Raw genomic sequence first — 21,340 nt, forward strand, 5'->3', positions numbered from 1 at the left:
TGTGACGTTCCTTTAAGCCTGCAGCACACGCGCCACCGAGGCAATCGCCCGCGCCACGTCCTGCTCGCTGGTTTGCCAGTTACAAACCGATATGCGCATGCAGCGTTTGCCGCGCCAGGTCGTGTTGGTGAAATACGCTTCGCCATCGGCCAGCACCGCCGCCGCCACCGCATCGGTCCATTTGTCGTGATCCGCTTCGTTGGCGCCGGCATGCTGGTCGATAAACCGCACCAGGCCCTGATTGATCTGCGGCTCCCACACCATTTCCGCACCCGGTAACGCGGCGATGCCGACGGCGATGGCGCGCGCGGCGGCGCAGCAGCGCTCGACCAGCGCTTCCACGCCACTTCGGCCAAGCTGGCGCAACGCGGCATACGCTGCTACGCCTCTGCCCCGGCGCGACCAGTCGGGATTCCAGTCCTTCGGCTCGCGTACCAGATCGTTGTGGGTCACGTAGCTTGCCTCATACGCCATCGCGCTGCGGTGGGACTGTGGATGGGCCACGAAGGCAAAGCCGCTGTCGTAGGGGACATTGAGCCATTTGTGCCCATCGGTCGCCCACGAATCGGCCTGTTCAACGCCCGCCAGCAAATGCTTGTAGCGGGCGCTTGCATTGACCCAGAGCCCGAATGCGCCGTCTACATGGACCCAGGCGCCGTATCGGTGGGCAAGAGGAATCAGGTCAGCAAACCGGTCGTATGCACCAATATTGAGGTCACCGGCCTGCAGCAGGACGATCGTTGGCAGGTCGGATTGTTCGCGCAAGGCCTGCTCCAGCGTGGCAGCTTCGATCTGACCGTTGGCGTTGGTGGGCAGGCCAAGGACCGCGCCTGTGCCCATGCCGAGCATGCGCGTCGCACGCGTGATGCTGCCGTGGTATTGGTCGCTGCTCAGCACCCGGATGCGCGGTGCCCCGAACAAGCCGTCGCGCTCCACATCCCAGCCGCGTTTGGCCAGCAAAGCATTGCGGGCTGACGCCAGCGCCGTAACGTGTGCCATCTGGCAGCCGCTGGTCACGGCAAAACTGGCGCCTTGCGGCAGGCCCAGAACGTCCTTGAGCCAGCCGCCCAGCACTTCCTCGATCACCGTCTCTGCCGGCGCGCAGGCATAGGCGGCCGCGTTCTGGTCCCACGCGGAAGTGAGCCAGTCGGCCGCGAGTGCGGCCGGCAGTGACCCGCCGATCACCCAGCCAAAGAAGCGGCCGCCGGCACTGCCGTTGATGCCACCGGCCGTGTCGCGCACCAGTTCATCGATCACGGTGTCGGCTGCCATAGGCCCCGCATTGAGCGGCTTGGCAAGGCGATCGCGCAGTGTTTCCAGGCTTGCAGTGGCCGCAACAGGCGCCGCATCCAAGGCCGCCAGATGTTCCAGGCAATGGTGCGCCGCGCGCTCCAGCGCGCGTTTATATTCGGATTCGCCTGCCATTATCTTCTCCCGTTTCGGTCACTGACTTATCATATCGCTCATGGACACCGCTATCCCGCCTGAAACCGTTGCTGCCTATCTCGCCGCCGACTTCATTGTCGACGCCGATCCTTCTTTTGTCATGCACATCGGCCAGCGCTGCGACGCCATTGCTGCCCTTGGGGCGAGCTGCTGCGCCTTCATCACTGCCTGCAATCCGCTTGGCGAACCAGCCGATGCCGCTATCAACGAACAGCGCCAGGCCGCGTTTGCGCAAACACTGACCGAGCGCGGTCTGACCTACCGGACCGGCGCAGGCTGCGATCCCAAAGAAGAGTGGCCCTGCGAGCCAAGCTTCCTGATACTTGACCTGCCGCTCGCTGAAGCCAAAACCATGGGCCAGACGCTGAAACAGAACGCCATCGTCTGGTGCGGCGCCGACCTTGTGCCGCAGCTGATCCTGCTGCGCTAGTTGCGCTTTCCACGCACCTGAAAGCGCGTGCGCGCCTTGACGTTACCGCCATCGTCCACCAGCGCCAGCTCGTGCGCCCCGGCCACCGGGCGCCAGGCAAAGTCGTGCTGTGCCGGTCCCAGCGCTGCGCCGTCCAGACGCCATGCCAGGCCTTTGCCCGCCTGGGCGTGAAACACCACCCGCTCCACTTCGTCCGGAATGTCGGGATCAATCGCCAGAATGCTGGCTTCGCCTGGGTAAAGAATCGCCGGCGTGCGTTCCGCTGAGGGCACCAGTGTGACCAATGCCGTCTCGGTCCCGCGCATGAACCACTCTGCACGCGGCGCTTCCACTTCCGGCTCGAAGGCGAGCTGCTGGTGCACCACCCCGGCCGGTGCAGTCGGCGCGCGCGACGGCTGCTGCCGGTGCAGGTGATCAATCACGTCGCGCCAGATCGGCGCTGCGCCGGTCACGCCGGACACGTCCCACATCGGGCGTCCATCAAAATTGCCAACCCAGACGGCGACGGTGTAGCGGTCCGTGTAGCCGACGCACCAATTGTCGCGCATATCCTTGCTGGTACCCGTCTTGACGGCGCTCCAGAACGTGGTGGCCAGTTCGTTGGTCAAGCCAAAGGTCACGCTGCGCGCGGCCCGGTCGGAAAGGATATCGCCCACAATGAAGCTGGCGCCGCTGTCGAGCACCCGCTGCCGCACTTCCGGCGCGCGCGGCGTGAGCGTGGCGCTGCCATGCATGCCCCCGTTTGCCAGGGTACGGTAAGCGTTGGCCAGGGCGAGCAGCGACACTTCGGCCGACCCCAGCGCCAGCGACGGACCATAAAAGCCTGCAGGCTCCACCAGACTGTCGAAGCCCAGCGCATGCAGCTGGTCGTAAAAGCGGTCCTGCCCCGTCAGCAGCAAGGTGCGAACGGCAGGAATATTGAGTGAGCTGCCAAGGCTGGTCCGCACACTGGTGCTACCGCGGAACTGGCGGTCGTAATTTTGCGGGACATACAGGCCGGACACAGTGGTCACATCCAGCGGCGAATCGTCCAGCAGCGAGGCCGCCGTCAGCAGGCGCCGCTCGATCGCCAACTGGTACAAAAATGGCTTGAGCGTGGAGCCGGCCTGGCGCAAGGCGAGCACACCATCAACGTCGTTATCGCCACCGTTGGCAACGTAGGCGAGAATCTCGCCGCTCGCATTGTCAATCGCGATCACGGCGCCGTCGTTCACATTGCGCTCGCCCAGCGCCGCCAGGTGCTGGCGCACGGCGCCTTGCGCAAACGCCTGTACGTCCGCATCAATGGTGCTGCGCACCTGCTGCGATGCACCCTTCAGCAAGCGTTGCGCCACCTGAGGCGCCGGCGCCAGCACGGCAAGCGCCGCCGGGCGCGTGAGGGCCTTGGCCACTTCCCATTCAATATCTTTGCAATTGGCCGGGATATGCAGTTCCGCGCCCAGCGTGCAGGCCCGCCGCGCAAGTACAGATTGGGCAGCGCCGGGCCCGCGCAACAGGCTGGCCAGAATCACCGACTCGGCCTGGTTCAAGCCCGAGGGCGATTTGCCGAACAGGCCGCGCGCAGCGGCGCCGACGCCTTCCAGCTCGCCGCGAAATGGGGCCAGGTTCAGGTAGGCTTCCATGATCTGCTGCTTGGTCCACACGGTTTCCAGCTCGCGCGCGGCCTTGGCCTGGTCCCATTTCTGGCTCAGCGTACGCCCGCCTGCGCTGCGCCGCAGCTTGTCGTCCAGCAGACCGGCCAGCTGCATGGTGATGGTCGATGCGCCGCGCGTAGAGCCATGCAGCAGCCGGTCCCACGCGGCCTGGCCAATGGCGCGCAGATCAACGCCGCTGTGGGTAGCAAAGCGCTGGTCCTCCGCCTGAATGACGGCCGCGCCAAGCGCTGGCGAAATATCGGCCAGCGCGACCCACGGTAAGCGCCGCACCGCCATGTCGACTCGGAGCGACTGCAGCGGCACCCCGTTCCGGTCCAGCAGCACTGAATCCGATGAGCGGTAGGCTACCTTCACTTCGGCTGGCGTGGGCGCCGCTGCCAGCTGCGCGCAGGCCGTAGCCAGCAGCGCCGCAATGACCGCTTGCTTCATGGACCAACGTCCAGCGGCGTGTTGGGCGAATCGGCCATCATTTCGGGGCTGTACATGGCTTCAATATGCGTGGCCGGCAGGTTGAAGCGGCCCTGGTTATTCAGACGCACCGTGTACTCGATACTCCATTTGCCCTTGGGGACAAAGCGGAAATAGGATCGGTACACTTCAAATGTACGCTCCTCAAAGGCGGGCCACACCCAGCCCTGGCTGCGCTGTCCGGCCGTGGCCAGCGCCGAATCGCCACCCAGCCCGTTGCCCAGCACCGTGGCGCTGGCGGGAATCGGATCATCCACCACCACCCAACTCATGTCCGACTGGGCTTCCATGTCCAGGCGCACGCGGTACACGTCGCCACGCGACCATTTGCCGGCGATTTTCTGCTGGACGGGCGTCACGCTGCGGACCACCTTGAAGCCGCTCGACACCGGCTGCTTCAACGGGATCGCAGCCGTGCTCTGTACGGTCACCCATGGTTTGCCAGTACCGGTGTGCGTCAACGTCAGATCTTGTGCGCCGCCCGGCCAAGGCAATGCCTGCGACGGCGCCTTCGCTTCGGTCCAGGCGGCGTCTTTGGTCACCGCATCAAGGCGGACATTGGTGCTGCCCGTGACAGGCTCTTTCTCGAATTTTTTGGAGAACTTATCAATTGCCAGCACGCCCCAGGCGTTAGCCACCGTGGTGCCCCAGTGACCTTGATGCATGCGGCCCATGGCGCCGCGCGCCAGGCGCCCCATGTCTTTCTGCCAGTCCGGCTGGTCCAGCACCGCCAGCATCAGGCGGTTGGCATTCACATCCGGCGAGGCCATCAGCCACCACCAATAGTCTGTGCGCTCGGTGGAGAAGGTCATCGTGGTACCTTGCAAATTCAGGCGCGCATGCAAGATCTGGCTGGCCTGGGCCAGCTTCGCGGCGCGGCCCGGCAGCGTTGGACTGCGCTGCAGCACCAGATGCCAGTCGATCACCGCCGACGTCGGCCACAAATTGGGCTCAACCGAGAACGATTCGATGGATGACGCGGCGATCGGCTTGGTGCGCGACAGTGCTTCCAGCGCGGCCACCTTGCGCACCGCCAGATCGGCCGTGGCCAGGTCGGAGTAGCGCATCACGCGCCCTTCCACAAAGCCAAGCAGACCAGCCTCCATCTTTTCGCGCGCTTCGACAGGAATCTCGTAGCCTGCTTCGGCCGCAACCGACAGCACATACGCGGTCAGCGTATCGCTGCCGTTGCCCGGATACGGGAAGTAACGCAGCAAGCCGTCACTGTCCATGTACAAGGGCATGCGCGCCATGTTTGTCTTCCACAGTTTTTCGTCACGCAGGGCCACTGCGCGCGAGGTATTCTGTTCGAAGCAGGTGTAGGGATAGCGCGTCATGTATTCACGCACACCGGGCAAATCGTCGCCCAGGCGCGCATTGAAGTGGGTCAGAATGCCGCCCCGGCCCGCGATCGCATCGGCGGGCGTCTGCACCTTCATCGACTGGGGTTTATCCAGTTGCAGCAAGGTCGCCTGAATGGTACGCACCGGCGTGACCACGCCCACTTTCTGGTTCACGCTGATTTTGTCGCTCACGCTGGCACCAGCGGCATCCACGGCTTTCGCATCGAACTGCCAGGTCAGGTTTGCGGCGCCCGCAGGCACCTGGAAGTCCCAGCCCAATTCCTGCGCCTGCCCCGCTGCCAGGGTCACGCTCTGGCGTGCCAGCGCCCGGCTCTTTCCCCCGTCCGGCGTGACGCTGGCACCCACGTCCACCTTCAGTGGACCGCTCGATGCGTTGCGCACGGTGGCGCCGGCGCGCAGCTTGTCGCCCTCGCGCACTACCGCTGGCAAACCCGATAGCAGCATCAAGTCCTGCGAGCTGCGGATGACCGTGTGACCGGTGCCAAACAAATCGGCACTGGCATTCGCTACCGCGACAATACGGAACGAGGTGAGCGAGTCGTTGACCGGCACCACGACCTGCGCTTCGCCATTGGCGTCAAGCGTGACCCTGGCTTTCCAGAACAGCAGCGTCTCGAACAGTTCGCGCCCGCCCCCTTTGCCACCACCACCGCCATGCGGGAAGGCCTTGCGGCCGTAATGGCGCTTGCCGATCACCTGCATTTGCGCGGTCGATGTTTCCACCTGCAGACTGCGGCGGCCCATCATCGCCTCCAGCAGGTTCCAGCTGGTGTTGGGCATCAGTTCAAGCAAGCCTTCATCGACTGCGGCCAGTGCCACTTCCGCACCCGCCGGCACAGGCGAACCGTCGGCCCGCGTGACCTTGACTTTGACGCTGGCCTGCTCACGCACTTTGTACACCGGTTTATCGGCGCTGACCTGGACCTTCAGTTCGTGCGCGGCCCAGCCAACCTTGACTGCAGCAATACCGAGCTTGTAGGCCGGCTTGCCCAAGTCGACCAATGCGCTTGGCGCAATCCCGGCCACACGTCCGCGTACCACCAGCGCCGACACGAACACATTCGGGGCATAAGTACCTTTTAACGGAATGCTGAAGGTGGGGGTTTTGCCGCTCAGGGGACGAATGTAGTAGTCCATCACCCCTTCCCGCTCCACCGTCACCAGCGCTGTCGCTTCGCGGAAAGGCGAGCGCACCTGGAAGGTCGCTTCCTCGCCTGGCGCGTACATTTTTTTACCTGGTAGCAGATCGATGCGGTCGTTGTCGCTGGCGGTGAACCACCAGTCGCTGCTGCCGGCCACCCACACATCCTGGTGGCTGACGGCGACGCGCTGGTTCTCATCGAGCGCCTTGGCGCGCAAAATCAGGTTGCCATCGGCAGGCGGCTTGACGTCGCAGAACAGCATCCCTTTGGCATCGGTCTTGCCTTCACAGGCCACGCCGAGACGTTTGACTTCGCTGCCGTTTTCGTAGGCGTAGAAGCCGCCCAGCAGACGGCGACGGTGCGAATAGCTGGTGCGCTGGAAGAAGTCCACCCCAACCTGAGTGCCAGCAACAGGGGCGCCGGCCACGTCCAGCACCAGCACCTGGAACTTGAGCGCGTCCTTGCTCATCACCCAGCCATCGGGCTTGATGCCAACCACGTAGCGCGATGGCCACAGTGGAATGCGGGTCGACGAGGTCATGGTTTCGCCATTCGCGTCGGCGTACGACATTTCAGCCACCAGGTCACGCGGCAGTTCGCTTGCGCCAACTGAATCGAGCGTCACACGGGCGCCGCCCGCCTTGTCCAGGGTCAGCGCACGCTGGCGCACGGGCGAGTCGGCAGCGTTTTTCGTACCACTCTCCCCCTCACCTTCATCGCAGCATTCATCCTCGTCATCGTAGCCGCCGCCTTTTTCGACGCCTTCACGCACGTCGCCCACGTCAAAGCTGAAGCCATCGTAAGCGCCGAACGAAATCCCCCGCGGCTGCACCACGCTGCGAATCTTCACCGGTGCCAGACCGGCCCCGCCGCCAGCCAGGTAATTAAGCTGCAGGTCCAGTTCCACCTTGGCGTCGCCGATCACAGGCGTCTTTGGACCGGCCAGCAGCGCGCGCATGGTCGGAACGCGGAACTGCTCGACCCGGAACGAGCCGGCCCGGTGCTGGCCAATCATCACGGCATAGGTGCCCTGCTTGGCCGTGGCCGGAATCTTCCAGTCGCTTTCGGCAATGCCGTTCGTGTTCCAGGTCAGCGGCATTGGGAAGCGCTCGTCGCTGCCTTCGTGCACCAGCTCCGCCTTGCCCAGCGGGCGTGCCAGCGTGATGCCGGTCGACGTGTGGCGACGGTTGAAATGCTTCATGTGCACCGTCTCGCCGGCACGCAGCAAGGTACGGTCAAACACGGTGGTGACGATGCGGTTGTCCGCGTCCAGCGCGCCACTGGGCAGATTGAAGCGCCAGCTTTCGATACCGGACTGCCAGCTCGACAGCGTGAACGTGAAGTCCTCGCCACTGTGCACGGTGACGAAGTAGTCGCGGCTCTTGCACGAGGAGCGCGGCAGCGCCTTGGGAATGCGCAGCACGCCGTTGCGGTCCGTCACACCGTTGAACAGTGCGGCCTTGGTGCAGGCATACACGGCCACCTGGGCGTTCGGCACTGGTTTGCCCTTGTCCAGCGACGTGACCCACACCAGCGATGATTCAGCACCCAGCTTGAAGTGGGCCACCATATTTGTCACCAAGGCGCCGCCGTTGACGAAGGCGCGCCCGTTTGGATCGTCAAACAGGGCTGCGCCCAGTTTCGGGCTTTCCAGTTCAACCACGTAAAAACCGGGCTTGGGCAAGGCAATGCCAATCACCTCAAACGCGCTGGCGCCATCCGGCCGTGGCAGCGTGAACTTTTCGACCGGTCCCAGCTTGCTATCCTTGAGCACCGGTTTGGCCAGGCTGTCGTTATTTTGCTGATTGAACGAGCCATACGAATACCCCAGGGTCGACAGCCATTTAAAGACCTCGGCATCGTGCTCGGCGCCGCTGGCAACGCGCAGCATCGCGCCGGCAATGCCGCCCTTGCCGGCCAGCGGTGCTTCCACATTGCGCACCGTGACCGGCAGCATGCGTTCGGCGCTCGCTTCGATCAGGCCGAAGCGGCCTGGGAACTTGACCAGCGGCGGCTGCTCATCCGTCTTCACCGCCAGCGGGAACTGCGCCTGATTGACCAGCGCGCGCCCGGCATCGTCTTTCAGCGACCCTGGCAGCGTCACGGTGAATGCGGTCTTTTCCGGCAGCGGTACCGGGAAGGTCACGTTCGAGATGAACTCCTGCTTGCGTTCGTCCTTGTCGACCACGGCGCGCCAGACCTTGCCATCGGCCGCAGTCAAGGTGATCGCCGCGGCGCTCTTGCGCGACAGCGGCGCGCTGAAGCCAAGCCGCATCGGCAGGAAGGGAATGCAATTGGACTTTGCGCCCAGCCGCTCGCAGCTGAATTCCACGGTAAAGTCGCCGCGGGTGCGGAACGGCAGCTTCTGATCGGCGTCGGTGGCCACACCATTGGGCGCCGCAATGCCGCGACCCCAGATCAGGGCCACATCCTTGGCTGCGGCAAAGGTGCGCTTGCAGCGTAATACAGCCACCGCGGGCGTACCCTGCGACTCGCTGGTGCGGCGCAAGTGGCGCTCCACAAACTTCGCCTGGGCCGCGAGCACCTGCTCGCGCTCCTTGCCCTTGAGGAGTTCAACGCCAATGCGCTCATTGATGCCACCCGCCTGGCACCAGGCGTTGGCGGCGATGCTGGCATCGGTGGCCGGCGCATCCAGCCCCAGTACGAAGACCTGCTTTTCGTCGATCTGGCTACCCTCGCGCGGGACCGAGGCCACAATCGCAGGCCCGCCCGTGTCAAATTTAAAGACGCTGCTGCCCCCCAGGGCCTTGCCTGCCACATCCTTCAATTCCGGACGAAGGGTAAAGCTGCAGCGCAGTGCCGCCGGCAGGTCGCGCTCAAAGTCGAACGACCAGTTGCTGCCGTCAATCCAGCGCCCCTTGCCTTTTTCCGCGCACTCGTAAGTGAATGGATCGGCCAGACGCAAGTCGCCAAACGGCACCATCTGCGCGCTGAAGCGGGCCGTCACCTGGCGCACCTTTTTGACCGTGCCCTGCGGCGTAAATGATTGAACGGTGGTCTGGGCGCTGGCAGTGACGGCGGCACAGCCAAGGAGGAACAAACTGGTCAAACGGGGAATGGCACGCATTACTGCTCCGGCGATGTGGGATGCATGCAGTTTTGCAAGTTTAGCCATGCAAGTCAATAATATTGCACAAAATGTATCGAGCTCGGCCGTCTCCGATACACATCCCGGATTCTCGATAGAATGCAGCGTCCACGTCTCCGAGGCCGCTTATGCCGTTTCATCCGCTCCTGATTGTTAACATCGGCGCCGCTGCCGCGATTTGTTACCTGCTCTACCGCATGCAGGCAGCCCATGTATCGTTCACCAAGCGGGTATTTTCGGCTTTGGGCCTGGGTGTGGCGCTGGGTGCCCTGTTCCAGCTGGCCTACGGCCCCAGTTCGGACATGGTGGTGCAGACCAATGCCTACCTCGACATTATCGGCACCGGCTACGTCAGCCTGCTGCAAATGATCGTCATGCCCTTGATTATGGTGTCGATCATTGGCGCCATCCTCAAGCTCAAGGATGCGACCTCGCTGGGCAAGATCAGCGCCCTGACCATAGTCACGCTGATGCTGACCACAGTCATTGCGGCTGCCATCGGCATTGTGATGGCCAAGCTGTTTGGCCTGAGCGCGGCCGGCCTGACCGCCAGCGCCGCTGAAGTGGCGCGCGGGGAGTACATGCAGGGCAAGCTGGGCGCCGCCCAGGCGATCTCGCTGCCATCCATGCTGCTCAGTTTCATTCCGGCCAATCCCTTCCTCGACATGACCGGCGCGCGCAAGACCTCGACCATCGCCGTGGTCCTGTTCTCTATTTTTATCGGCGTCGCCGCGACCGGCATTGCGGCCAAGGAGCCGCAACTGTTTACCTCGTTCAGCCACTTCATCAAGGTCGCGCATGCAATCGTGATGCGCATGGTGACCCTGGTGCTGCGCCTGACGCCCTTCGGTGTGTTTGCGCTGATGACCCAGGTGGTGGCCGCCTCCAGCCTGCAAAGCATTCTGAACCTGATCAACTTCGTATTGGCTTCCTACAGCGCGCTGATATTGATGTTCTGCGTGCACCTGCTCATCGTCAGTGGCCTGGGCCTGAACGCCCTGCGCTACGCCAGCAAGATTGCACCGGTGCTGCTGTTTGCCTTCACCTCGCGCACCAGCGCGGGCGCCATTCCCATGTCGGTGCAAACCCAGACCAGGCGTCTGGGCACGCCGGAAGGGGTGGCCAATTTCGCCGCTTCGTTTGGCGCCGTGATGGGACAAAACGGCTGCGCCGGCATCTACCCGGCCATGCTGGCGGTCATGATTGCGCCCACGGTCGGCATCGACCCCATGAGTGTGGGCTTCATTGCCCAGCTGCTGGCCATCATCGTGGTCGGTTCGGTCGGCGTGGCTGGCGTGGGTGGCGGCGCCACTTTTGCAGCGCTGATCACGCTGTCGGCGATGAACTTGCCTGTGACCCTGGCCGGCTTGCTGATTTCGGTCGAACCGCTGATTGACATGGGCCGCACCGCGCTCAATGTCAGCGGCTCCATCACGGCCGGCACCGTCACCAGCCGCCTGCTGGGTCAAACCGATCTGGCCGTGTACAACGACGACAGCGCAATCGACCTCGCGGCCGCGGACCCTATTGTGCGCTGATCCATCGCTGAATCCGACTAAGATCATGATGTATCAACATCATGATCGAACAGGCACATGGAACAAAAATGGCCGCAGGAAATTTGGCTGGTCAGGCATGGCCAAAGCGCCGGCAACGTCGCGCGTGACGCAGCCGAGGCGGCAGCCGGTCACCTGATCGACATTGCCGAGCGCGATGTCGACGTCCCCCTGTCCGCGCTGGGCGTGGAACAATCACACGCGCTGGGCGACTGGTTTGCGGCCCTGCCCGATGCAAGCCGGCCCAATGTGGTGCTGCACTCGCCTTACGTGCGCGCCGCCGAAACAGCGCGCATCATCATCGAAAAAATGGGCGACCCACCGCTGCTGGCCATTCACGCCGACGAACGCGTGCGCGAAAAAGAATTCGGCATCCTCGACCGCCTGACCACGTTTGGCATCAAGCACAAATACGCCGAGCTGTATGAGCAGCGCCAGCACGTGGGCAAGTTTTATTTCCGTCCGCCGGGCGGCGAAAGCTGGTGCGATGTCATTTTGCGCCTGCGCAGCGTGCTCGATACCATCACGCGCGAATACGCGGGCGAACGCGTGCTCATTGTGGGCCACCAGGTGACGGTCAACTGCTTCCGCTATCTGCTCGAGCGGCTCGATGAAGCGAGCATCCTCGCCTACGATCGCGCCGGTGACGTGCCCAACTGCGCCGTCACGTCCTACGCCTTCGACGCAAGCCAAGGCAAGCACGGCAAGCTGGTGCTGCGGCTGACCAATTTTGTGGCGCCGCTGGAAGCAGCCGGCACGCCGGTCACGGTGCAAAAAGATGTGCCCGCTGCTCCGAAAGCGTAGGCGCACCAGTGCCATGGAAACGCCGGTCTCGCACGCGCACATGATCAGCATCGACGCGACCGCCCTGCGCGGCTGGCCCCTGCCCATGCCGTCCAGCGAAGGCGACAAGGAACAGCGCGGCCACGTGCTGGTGCTGGGCGGCTCGCGCGAGATGCCCGGCGCCGTGATCCTGGCGGCCACCGCGGCCCTGCGCGCTGGCGCCGGCAAGCTCACCATTGCAACCGGCGCCAGCGTGGCCCAGCTGGTCGCGCTGGCCATGCCCGAGGCGCGCGTGATCGGCCTGCGCGAGACGCCTGAAGGCGGCTTCACGGTCGACGCCATCGACGCCCTCGATCCGCTGGCGGGCAAGATCGGCGCCATCCTGATCGGGCCTGGCATGCAGGACGAAACAGCCACTGCCGCGCTGGTGCGGGCCCTGTTGCCGCGCCTTGAGGATTGCGCGATCGTGCTCGACGCCAATGCCATGGGCATCGTCCGCAACCCCGACCGCGCCGACGATGCTGCCCCATTCCGCTTCGCCGTGCCTGTCATCCTCACGCCCCATGCGGGCGAGATGGCGCACTTGTCGGGCCAGGAAAAGGCCGATATTGCTGCCGATCCGGTCCCGGTTGCCAGCCACGCCGCACGCGACTGGAATGCCGTGCTGGCGCTCAAGGGGGCGCGCACCATCATCGCGGCGCCCGACGGCGCCATGTGGCAGCACGAAGGCGGCAATGTGGGGCTGGCCATTTCCGGTTCCGGTGATGTGCTTGCTGGCATCATCGCCGGCCTGGCGGCGCGCGGCGCCACCTTGGCGCAGGCCACGTGCTGGGGCGTGGCCCTGCATGCCCGCGCCGGCGAGCGCCTCGCTGAGCGCATGGGCTTGCTTGGCTATCTGGCGCGCGAACTGGCGGCCGAAATTCCATCCTTGCTGGAGCAACTTACCCAAGGCTGAGCCTGCTACATCGGCAAGGAGGAATTGCCTCTCGTTTGATCTTCATCAAATTGCCAGGTCATGGAGCGCCAATTACGTTAGAACGGTAAAAAAAGACGAACTGGGACGGAAGTTCAAAGTCTAATTTTGCCTGCGCTGTCTTGTCCCAGCATCACATCGGGAACAAGGCGGCACCTGACTGACGTGAACAAGGAGCCATCATGAAATCATTATCGAATGCATCGAAAATCATCCTGAGCGCGGCGCTGCTTGCAGGCGCCCTGGGCGCATGCAAGCGCAACGACACCACGCCGACCGGCACCGGCGACACGGGCACCGGCACGGCCACGTCGCCAGCCAATACCTCGGGCACCAGTGGCACCGGCGGCGCCACCGGGACGGGCACCGGGACCGGGACCGATACTGGCTCGGGTGCCACCGGCACCAGCGGTAGCGGCGGCACCGGGACCGGCGCGGCAGGCGGCACTGGCACCGGCGGCACCGGCGGCAGCAGCGGCAGCAGCGGTACGGGCGGCACGGACACGGGCACGGGCGGCACCGATACCAGCGGCTCCGGCACCAGCGGCGGCTCGGGCACGTCGGGCAGCAGCGGCACCTCAGGCACATCCGGCAGCAGTGGGAGCTCAGGCACCTCGGGCACGTCCGGCAGCAGTGGCAGCTCGGGCACCACCGGCAGCGGTAGTTCGGGCATGACGGGCAGCAGCGGCACCTCGGGTACCAGCGGCACGTCCGGCAGCAGCGGCACCTCGGGCACCAGCGGCACGTCCGGCTCCAGCGGCACCTCGGGCACCAGTGGGTCGAGCGGCAGCGACACATCGGAGCAGCGTGGCGACCGGCGCTAACAGCCGCAGTGCAAATAAAAATGCCGCCCGGCTTGCGCAGGGCGGCATTGAGCGCTGACCGCCTTGCGGCGGCCGGCATTCGTTCTTACACGGTCTTGTTCAACGCAACCGGTGCGGCATTGCCACGGCCACGCGAGGCAAAGCGGCCGACGCCCATGATCATCCGATAAATAAAGCGGATGAAGGTCAGGAACAGCAACACCTCGACCAAGGTCGCCAGGAAAGCAGGCACGGCGCCAAAACGCGCTGCACGGCGATGGAACTTGGCAGCCATGTGGTCGCGCTTGATCTCGATACTGTCGTAGAAGGTCGGCACCACCAGCAAGGTGAGCAAGGTCGACGTGATCGTGCCGCCAATGATGGCAATTGCCAATGGACGATAGAACTCGCCGCCCTCGCCCAGGCCAATCGCCACTGGCAGCATGCCGGCGATCAGGGCGAAGGTCGTCATCAGAATCGGGCGCAAACGCATGCGGCCTGCATCCATCAGCGCATCTTCGCGGCTGAAACCTTCTTCCTCACGGCGGCGGGCAGCGTCCAGCAGCAGAATCGCGTTCTTCGCCACCAGACCCATCAGCATGATAATGCCGATCATGCTCATCAGATTGAGCGTCTGGCCCGTGAACAGCAAGGCCAGCACCACGCCGATCAGCGACAGTGGCAGCGAAATCATCACCGCCAGCGGCGCCGTGAAGGAGCCGAACTGCATCACCAGAATCAGATACATCAAGCCGATACCGGACAGCAGCGCAATCACCATCGAGGTGAACAATTCCTTCTGGTCCTGACCCTGGCCACCCAGTTCCAGGCCATAGCCGGGCGGGAAGGCAAACGACTGCGCCAGCTTCATGGCGTCCGCCGTCACTTCACCATTGGAACGGCCTTGGGCGTTGGCTGACACGGCGATCGAACGCTTGCCGTTCTTGTGCGCAATGCCAGACGGCCCCTTGCCCATCGAAATGGTCGCAATCTGGTCCAGCGGCACCATCTCGGTACTGCCCGCCACGGCGATCGGCAAACGTTCGATGTTTTCTGCATTGACCCGGTCATCCGGATGCAGACGCACGGCCACGTCGCGCGATTCGCCCGTTGGATCGACCCAGTCGCCGACTTCCACGCCAGCAAACGCCACCCGCAAGGCTTGCGCCGCATCGTTGACGGAAATGCCCATCGAGTTGGCCAGGCCGCGATTCAATTCAATCTGCAGCTCGTTCTTGGGATCTTGCTCGGACAAGCCCACATCGACCGCGCCAGGCACTTCGCGCAGCTTGTCCATATAAGCATTGGCAATTTCCAGCAGCTTGCGCGAATCCGGACCGGTAAATTCGATCTGGATCGGCTTACGTGCGCCCTGGTTCAAATCGTCCAGCACCACAAATTCGGCGCCCACCAGGGATTTGATCTTGCCGCGCATTTCAACTGCGATTTCCTTGGCGCTGCGCTTGCGGGTCTGGCGCTTGCCAATGTCAATCCGCACCCGGCCGCCGCTGGCATCGATCCGGCTGCTGGTTTCCTTTACTTCAGGAATGGTGCGCGCCAGTTCAGCCGCCGCTTCCATTTTCAGGCGCGCATATTCCACGCTCGACGAGGCCGGCGTACGGACCGTGATCACGATAAAGCCCGAGTCCGATTTTGGCAGGAAGTCCGAACCGCCGAACTTGCCCTGCACAAAAATGGCGCCAGCGAAGGCGGCAAAGGCAAGCAAGCCCATGGCAATACGGTGATGCAAGGCCCAGGCAATCACGTTGCCGTAACGGTCGGCTTGATGATCGAACCAGATGTTGAATTTTTCCAGCACGCGCGACAAGCCCTTCTTCGGCGCATTGTGGTGGCCAGGCGGATCACCCCAGAATGCGGACAGCATCGGATCGAGCGTAAACGAGATCACCAGGCTGACCAGCACCGAGCAGGTCACCGTCAATGCAAACGGCCGGAACCATTCGCCGGAGATACCAGGCATGAACGCGACCGGAATGAACACGGCAATGATCGAGAAGGTCGTGGCGGCAACCGCCAGGCCAATCTCGGCCGTGCCTTCCAGCGCGGCGGTACGGCGGTCGGAGCCGCGTTCCATGTGGCGCACAATGTTTTCCCGCACCACGATCGCATCGTCAATCAGCACGCCAATCGCCAGCGACAAGCCCAGCAGGGTCATGAAGTTGAGCGTGAAGCCGCACAGCCATACCGCGATAAAGGCGGCAATGACCGAAGTTGGCAGCGAGAGCGCGGTAATCAAGGTCGAACGCCAGGAATTGAGGAAGGCGTACACCACAAAAATGGTCAGGATCGCACCAAACACGAGCGACTCGATCACGTTGTTCAGGCTGCGCTGCGAACGGTCGCCGCCATCGTCAATGATTTCCAGCTTGGTGCCGCCTTGCAGCAATTCCTTTTCAATGACCTTGATTTCGGCCTTGACCTTGTCGGCCACCGTCACAGTACTGGCATCTTTGGAACGGCTGACCGAAATACCCACGTTCGGCTTGCCGCTGCGAATCGACAGACTGTCGATATCAGCAAAGCCGTCCTTGATTTCCGCCACCTGGGCCAGACGCACGATCTCGTCGCCGCGGCGCTTGACCACGATCTGCTGGAACTCGTCAGGCGACTCGATCCGGCCCACCAGGCGAATACTCTTTTCGTCCAGGTTGCCACGCACCTTGCCGACCGGCGCATTGGTATTTTGGTTGCGCAGTGCCAGCACCACTTCACCGACCGACACATTGTATTCACGCAGCTTGGCCGCACGCAGCAAGACCGACAGTTCGCGCTTGAGCGCACCACCCACGTTCACAATCGACACCCCGTCAATGCCGCGGAAGCGATCGGCAATCACATCCTCGGCCAGGCGCGAAATTTCGGCGTGGCTTTGCGTACTGGACGACAGCGCCAGCGAAATCACCGGTTCCGACGATGGATCGGCGCGCTGCAGAATTGGCTCGCGCATTTCGGTCGGCAGTTTATAGCGCACCGACGCGATGGCGTTGCGGATTTCATCGGACGCTTCAATCAAGTTCTTGCTGAAGCCAAACTCAATGAAGAAGGTGGCGCTGCCTTCGTTGGCATTGGCCTCGATCTTGCTCACCCCAGGAATGCTCTGGAATGATTTTTCCATGCGGTTGACCACTTCGCGTTCGACCGTGTCAGGCGAGGCGCCCGGATACGGAATACTGACGATGATGAACGGCACTTCCACGTCCGGATTCTGGTTGACCCGTAGCTTGGACAGGGCCAGCAGGCCCATGCACATCATGGCCAGGATCAGGACAATCGTCGCAATCGGCCGCTTGATACTGAAATCGGATAAAAACATGGCTTATTTCCCCTGCACGGCGGAGGTCGAGGCGCTGGCCACCTTGGAGGCGGCCATGGTCACTTTCTGGCCATCTTTCAGGCTCGAATTCGGATTGCGCAGCACCACGTCACCAGCCGTCAGGCCGCTGCGCACTTCATAGCTGCCGGTGCGCGTATCGCGCTGGCCAACCACCAGTTCCGCCTTGTTCAGGGCATTGCCTTTCAGACGCCAGGTGTAGGACTTGTCGCCTGCCTTGACCAGCGCGCCTTCGGGCAGCATCAGCGCAGCCGTGCTTTCCGCTTCAATATGGCCTTCACCGTACAGGCCCGACACGCGCGGCTGCTGCGAATTCGGTGCAAACGCGACCAGCACTTCGACCTGGCGCGTGATTTCATTGGCGGCTGGATCGACGCGCTTGACCACGCCGCGGAATTCCTGGCCGGCGTAGCCGTTGACGCGGAAGCTGACTGGCTGCCCTACTTTGACAGCGGCAATCTTGTCAGCCGACACACGGCCTTCGAAGCGCATGCTGCGCGGATCGATCACCTTGACCAATTCCTTACCCATGGTGGCGGTGTCGCCGGCGGACACCTTGCGGTCGCTGACGATGCCGTCAAACGGCGCGCGCACCACCGTACGCGACAGTTGCTGGCGTGCCAGCGCCGCGCGCGAACGGGCGGCGGCTACTTCGCTGGCGGCACTGTTGCGCCGTACTTCAGCGTCATCCATGGCCTGGGCGCTGGTCATGCCGGAGGCGCGCAGGGTTTTCATGCGCTCGACCTGGCGTTCAGCCTGATCGAGTGCCTGCGAGGCCGAGCGGGCAGACGCCTCGGCCGAACTGAGGTTGTCGCGAATGGCCGTTTCGTCCAGCTTGACCAGAACGTCGCCCTGTTTCACGGCTTCGCCGTTTTCTTTCAAGACTTGCAACACCACCGCAGCCACTTCCGCGCGCAGATCGGCCTTGCGCTCAGGCTGGATCGACCCGGTCACAACGGGGCCCGATGCCAGCGCGTTCGATTGCACGGTGAGGGTGTCTTCCGGAGAAATGCTGAGCTGGACTGCTTTGGCGTCCTTGCCCTCGTCCTTCTTGACATCCTTTTGACAAGCGACGAGTGCCGAGCCGATGGCCAAGGCAAGCAATGTTTTGCGCAGCATGTGAAATTCTCCGGAAATATAGATTGAAAACTACTAGCTTCCCAGTATCTCCCGCGTGGCGCGCGAGCGTCAATGCGGGAAAGGCGGAATGCATATTTGGACGACTGAAGTGCGTTTAGGCGCGATGAAATGCATTCCGGTTAATTGAAGCCCGGAAATTTCGGTGCCTCAAAACTGGCTGTAAATATTGAACAGCAAGAAGCCCATGCCGATCCCGGTGGCCACGCCGCCCGTGATTTCGACCAGTGTGTGTCCCATCCGCTCGCGCAGAGTCGTATGGTTGGACGCGCCACTGGCCAGGCGGTTGATGGCAGCGGCCTGGCGTCCGACGTGCTGGCGCAAGCTGTTGGCGTCGATCATGACAATAAAGGCCAGGGTGACGGCGACCCCAAAGGCGCCGCTATCCATGCCCTCGCGCAGCGCGATCAGGGTGGCCATGCTGGTCACCACCGCGCTATGGTTGCTGGGAAAACCGCCATTGCCGACCAAATTGAAGGCCCAGCGCCGCTGGCGCGCGCTATTGATCAAAAACTTGATGGGACCGACCACCATCCAGGTCAGGACAGGGGTGATGAGATAGGTGATATCCATGGATTCCTTGATGAGCTACAGCGTGAAGGGCACGAGACGATGCTTTTATGCAACTGAGGATTATCGCAGACCCTCCTGCGGGGCGCCAGTCTCGCGTGTCGCTCGGGCGCCGCGAAACAGACGCTTGGGCCAGAATTGCAAGAACAGAAGGTGAAAAAGGTGCATACTATGTTCACAATTGCAAATCAGTAAGGATAGTTGTGAAGTCCAGTGGCGTTCCCCGCAGCCGTATTCTAGTGGTCGACGACTCGGCGTTCGAGCAGCGCATGCTGGCCGAATTGCTGGGCGAATACGACCACACAGTGTTGGCTGCTTACAATGGCCCCCAAGGCTATGAATTGGCCGCCAGCGCCCAGCCTGACCTGATTTTGCTCGACGTGCGCATGCCCGACGTAGATGGCTTTGCCACTTGCCGCCTGCTCAAGGCCAACCCCGACACCGCCGCCATTCCCGTCATCTTCGTGAGCGGCGCCGACGCGGCCGAAGAAAAAGTGCTTGGCTTGTCGGTCGGCGCAGTCGACTACGTCAGCAAGCCGTTTTCCGGCGCCGAACTGGCGGCGCGCATCCAGGTGCACCTGCGCCTGGCCCGGCGCGACGACAATCCTGCGACGCTGCCCCCCTTGCCTGGCTCCAGCGCCGACCACGTGCTGGTACTGGCCGCGCGCCAATTGATCGACACCGACCTGGCGAACGTGCCCACACTCGACCAGATCGCTGAACGGATCGGCAGCGACCGTGAAAAACTGTCCCAGGTGTTTCGCGAACAAATGGGGTGCACCGTGTTTGCCTACATCCGCGACCAGCGCATCGCACGCGGCGCGGCCTTGCTGCGCGAAACCGAAATCGACATCCAGGGCATTGCCTTGCTGCTGGGCTTTCACAGCGCCGGCAATTTCGCCACCGCCTTCCGCGAACGCAACGGCATGCCACCTAGCACCTACCGCAAGATGTACACCACCGGCCCGCGCCACTAAGTGGGCTGCGCGAGGCGTGTGTCCGGAAGGGGCCAAAACCCTTAGAATCATGACAAGGCGGCCTGCCGCCACATATTTCTTCTTGAAAGGGTCCGGCCATGCGTCATTTCCGCTTGTCATTCGCAGTCACATTCGTCCTGTTGGCGCTGGCCGCATGGTGGGGCTACCAGCATGGTGGCAGCGGCGCCATGCTGTCGGCGCTGTGGATTGCGGCGGTGCTGGGCGTGCTGGAAGTATCGCTCTCATTTGATAACGCGGTCGTCAACGCCTCGGTGCTGCGCCACTGGGACCACTTCTGGCGCACCTTGTTCCTGACCGTCGGGATTCTGGTTGCCGTGTTCGGCATGCGCCTGCTGTTCCCCCTTGTCATCGTCTCGGTCGCCACCGGCATGGGCATGCTCGACGTGTGGCACATGGCGCTCGACACCCCGGCCGAGTATTCGCGCCACCTGACCGAGCACCATGCCGAAGTGGCCAGTTTTGGCGGTGCCTTCCTGCTGCTGGTGTTTCTCAATTTCCTGTTCGACGAAGAAAAGGAACTGCACTGGCTGGGCTGGATAGAAGAAAAAGTGGGCCATTACGGTAGCGAAGGCCTGGCCGTGCTGCTGGCCCTGGGCGCCGCGTTTGCCGCCACAGCCCTGGTGCCGGAAGCGCGCAAGCTGGCCGTACTGGCGTCCGGCGTGCTGGGGGTGGCCGTGTACGTCGGGGTCGACTGGCTGAGCGGCCTGCTCGAGGAAGAAGAAGCCGATCCCACCATCGGCAAAATGATCTCGCGCGGCAGCATCGGCGGCTTTTTATACCTGGAAGTGCTGGACGCCTCGTTCAGCTTTGACGGTGTGATCGGCGCCTTCGCCATCACCAACGACGTCGTGATCATCATGCTGGGGCTGGCCATTGGCGCCATGTTCGTGCGGTCGCTGACCGTGTTCCTGGTTGAAAAAGGCACCCTACAAGAGTTTGTGTATCTGGAGCATGGCGCCCATTACGCCATCGGCATCCTCGCGCTGATCATGTTCGCCAGCGTGCACTATGAAATACCCGAGTGGTTTACCGGCCTGTCGGGCGTGGCCTTCATCCTGGTGTCGCTCTGGTCCTCGCACCGCTACAAGCTGGGGCAGGAAGCCGAGGCTTGATATATTCGCCATAGCTGGCACAATGGGCGCGCCCTGACTAACTGACTGACACCACCATGCCCATTACCAAACGCACTTCCCTCGTCCTGCTGGCTGCCCTGCTGCTGCCGGTGCTGCTGTTCGCCCTGTACACCTGGTTCACGCTGAGCTGGTCGTATTCCGAAGGCGAGCGCGCCGGCTACCTGCAGAAATTCTCGAAAAAGGGCTGGATCTGCAAGACCTGGGAAGGCGAAATCCTGCTCTCGAGCATGCCTGGCGCGATCCCCGAGCGCTTCGAATTTTCCGTGCGCGACGACGAAATCGCCCGCCAGCTGACCGCCGCCACCGGCAAGCGCGTGGTCCTCAGCTACGCCCAGCACAAAGGCGTGCCGAGCGCGTGCTTCGGCGAAACCGAGCACTTCATCACCAAAGTGACCGCCAGCCCCAACTGACGTTTTCCGGT

14 protein-coding genes are annotated in these 21,340 nt (G+C 63.0%); 8 read left to right on the forward strand and 6 right to left on the reverse strand.

Features of this window, described 5'->3' with window-relative positions; all coding sequences use genetic code 11:
* Positions 1 to 12: 12 nt before the first annotated feature.
* A complete protein-coding gene (locus BUC24_RS14785; RefSeq protein WP_073217586.1) occupies positions 13 to 1,425 on the reverse strand; it encodes a pyridoxal phosphate-dependent decarboxylase family protein in 1,413 nt (470 codons plus the stop codon).
* 40 nt (positions 1,426 to 1,465) lie between these two features.
* Between BUC24_RS14785 and BUC24_RS14790 the strand changes: the two genes are divergently transcribed.
* Positions 1,466 to 1,876: a DUF3293 domain-containing protein gene (locus BUC24_RS14790; RefSeq protein ID WP_073217589.1), complete on the forward strand. Its 411-nt coding sequence runs from the start codon at positions 1,466 to 1,468 to the stop codon at positions 1,874 to 1,876.
* On the opposite strand, the gene pbpC is transcribed toward BUC24_RS14790, so the two are convergent.
* Both pbpC and BUC24_RS14800 read right to left on the reverse strand, forming a co-directional pair.
* Positions 1,873 to 3,960, reverse strand: coding sequence for a penicillin-binding protein 1C (pbpC, locus tag BUC24_RS14795; RefSeq protein WP_073217592.1), 2,088 nt, complete (start codon positions 3,958 to 3,960; stop codon positions 1,873 to 1,875). The two genes, BUC24_RS14790 and pbpC, sit on opposite strands and share 4 nt — an antisense overlap.
* Positions 3,957 to 9,593 (reverse strand): alpha-2-macroglobulin family protein, encoded by a 5,637-nt coding sequence (locus tag BUC24_RS14800; protein WP_073217595.1) that lies wholly within the window; start codon positions 9,591 to 9,593, stop codon positions 3,957 to 3,959. The genes pbpC and BUC24_RS14800 overlap by 4 nt, the downstream gene beginning before the upstream one ends.
* Before the next feature lie 149 nt (positions 9,594 to 9,742).
* Here BUC24_RS14800 and BUC24_RS14805 point away from each other — a divergent pair, with 149 nt between their 5' ends.
* The 4 genes from BUC24_RS14805 (at position 9,743) to BUC24_RS26665 (ending at position 13,750) form a co-directional block, all read left to right on the forward strand.
* Positions 9,743 to 11,152 (forward strand): L-cystine transporter, encoded by a 1,410-nt coding sequence (locus BUC24_RS14805; protein WP_073217599.1) that lies wholly within the window; start codon positions 9,743 to 9,745, stop codon positions 11,150 to 11,152.
* 57 nt (positions 11,153 to 11,209) lie between these two features.
* Positions 11,210 to 11,974, forward strand: a complete 765-nt coding sequence (locus BUC24_RS14810; RefSeq protein ID WP_073217602.1) for a histidine phosphatase family protein — start codon at positions 11,210 to 11,212, stop codon at positions 11,972 to 11,974.
* A gap of 13 nt (positions 11,975 to 11,987) precedes the next feature.
* Positions 11,988 to 12,908, forward strand: coding sequence for an NAD(P)H-hydrate dehydratase (locus BUC24_RS14815; protein WP_073217605.1), 921 nt, complete (start codon positions 11,988 to 11,990; stop codon positions 12,906 to 12,908).
* Between the two features lie 200 nt (positions 12,909 to 13,108).
* Positions 13,109 to 13,750: a hypothetical protein gene (locus BUC24_RS26665; protein WP_143167531.1), complete on the forward strand. Its 642-nt coding sequence runs from the start codon at positions 13,109 to 13,111 to the stop codon at positions 13,748 to 13,750.
* An 85-nt stretch (positions 13,751 to 13,835) separates the two neighbouring features.
* Here BUC24_RS26665 and BUC24_RS14825 read toward each other — a convergent pair whose 3' ends face one another.
* The 3 genes from BUC24_RS14825 to BUC24_RS14835 all read right to left on the reverse strand — a co-directional run bounded on the left by BUC24_RS14825 (position 13,836) and on the right by BUC24_RS14835 (position 18,791).
* Positions 13,836 to 17,063: an efflux RND transporter permease subunit gene (locus tag BUC24_RS14825; RefSeq protein ID WP_073217611.1), complete on the reverse strand. Its 3,228-nt coding sequence runs from the start codon at positions 17,061 to 17,063 to the stop codon at positions 13,836 to 13,838.
* A gap of 3 nt (positions 17,064 to 17,066) precedes the next feature.
* Positions 17,067 to 18,200: an efflux RND transporter periplasmic adaptor subunit gene (locus BUC24_RS14830; protein WP_073217614.1), complete on the reverse strand. Its 1,134-nt coding sequence runs from the start codon at positions 18,198 to 18,200 to the stop codon at positions 17,067 to 17,069.
* Positions 18,201 to 18,368: 168 nt separating this feature from the next.
* Positions 18,369 to 18,791 carry a divergent PAP2 family protein gene (locus tag BUC24_RS14835; RefSeq protein WP_073217617.1) on the reverse strand — a complete coding sequence of 141 codons (423 nt, stop codon included), beginning with the start codon at positions 18,789 to 18,791 and terminating at the stop codon, positions 18,369 to 18,371.
* Positions 18,792 to 18,991: 200 nt separating this feature from the next.
* On the opposite strand from BUC24_RS14835, the gene BUC24_RS14840 reads away from it, so the two are divergent.
* The 3 genes from BUC24_RS14840 to BUC24_RS14850 all read left to right on the forward strand — a co-directional run bounded on the left by BUC24_RS14840 (position 18,992) and on the right by BUC24_RS14850 (position 21,329).
* On the forward strand, positions 18,992 to 19,765 hold the full coding sequence (locus tag BUC24_RS14840; protein WP_073217620.1) for a response regulator transcription factor: 774 nt from the start codon (positions 18,992 to 18,994) through the stop codon (positions 19,763 to 19,765).
* Positions 19,766 to 19,863: 98 nt separating this feature from the next.
* Positions 19,864 to 20,898, forward strand: coding sequence for a DUF475 domain-containing protein (locus BUC24_RS14845; RefSeq protein ID WP_073217624.1), 1,035 nt, complete (start codon positions 19,864 to 19,866; stop codon positions 20,896 to 20,898).
* Positions 20,899 to 20,954: 56 nt separating this feature from the next.
* The gene (locus BUC24_RS14850; protein WP_073217627.1) at positions 20,955 to 21,329 is read left to right on the forward strand and encodes a hypothetical protein; all 375 of its coding nucleotides are present in this window, start codon (positions 20,955 to 20,957) and stop codon (positions 21,327 to 21,329) included.
* Positions 21,330 to 21,340: the final 11 nt, after the last annotated feature.

The sequence above is a fragment of the Massilia sp. CF038 genome (genome assembly GCF_900129765.1).
Lineage (GTDB): Bacteria > Pseudomonadota > Gammaproteobacteria > Burkholderiales > Burkholderiaceae_D > Telluria_A.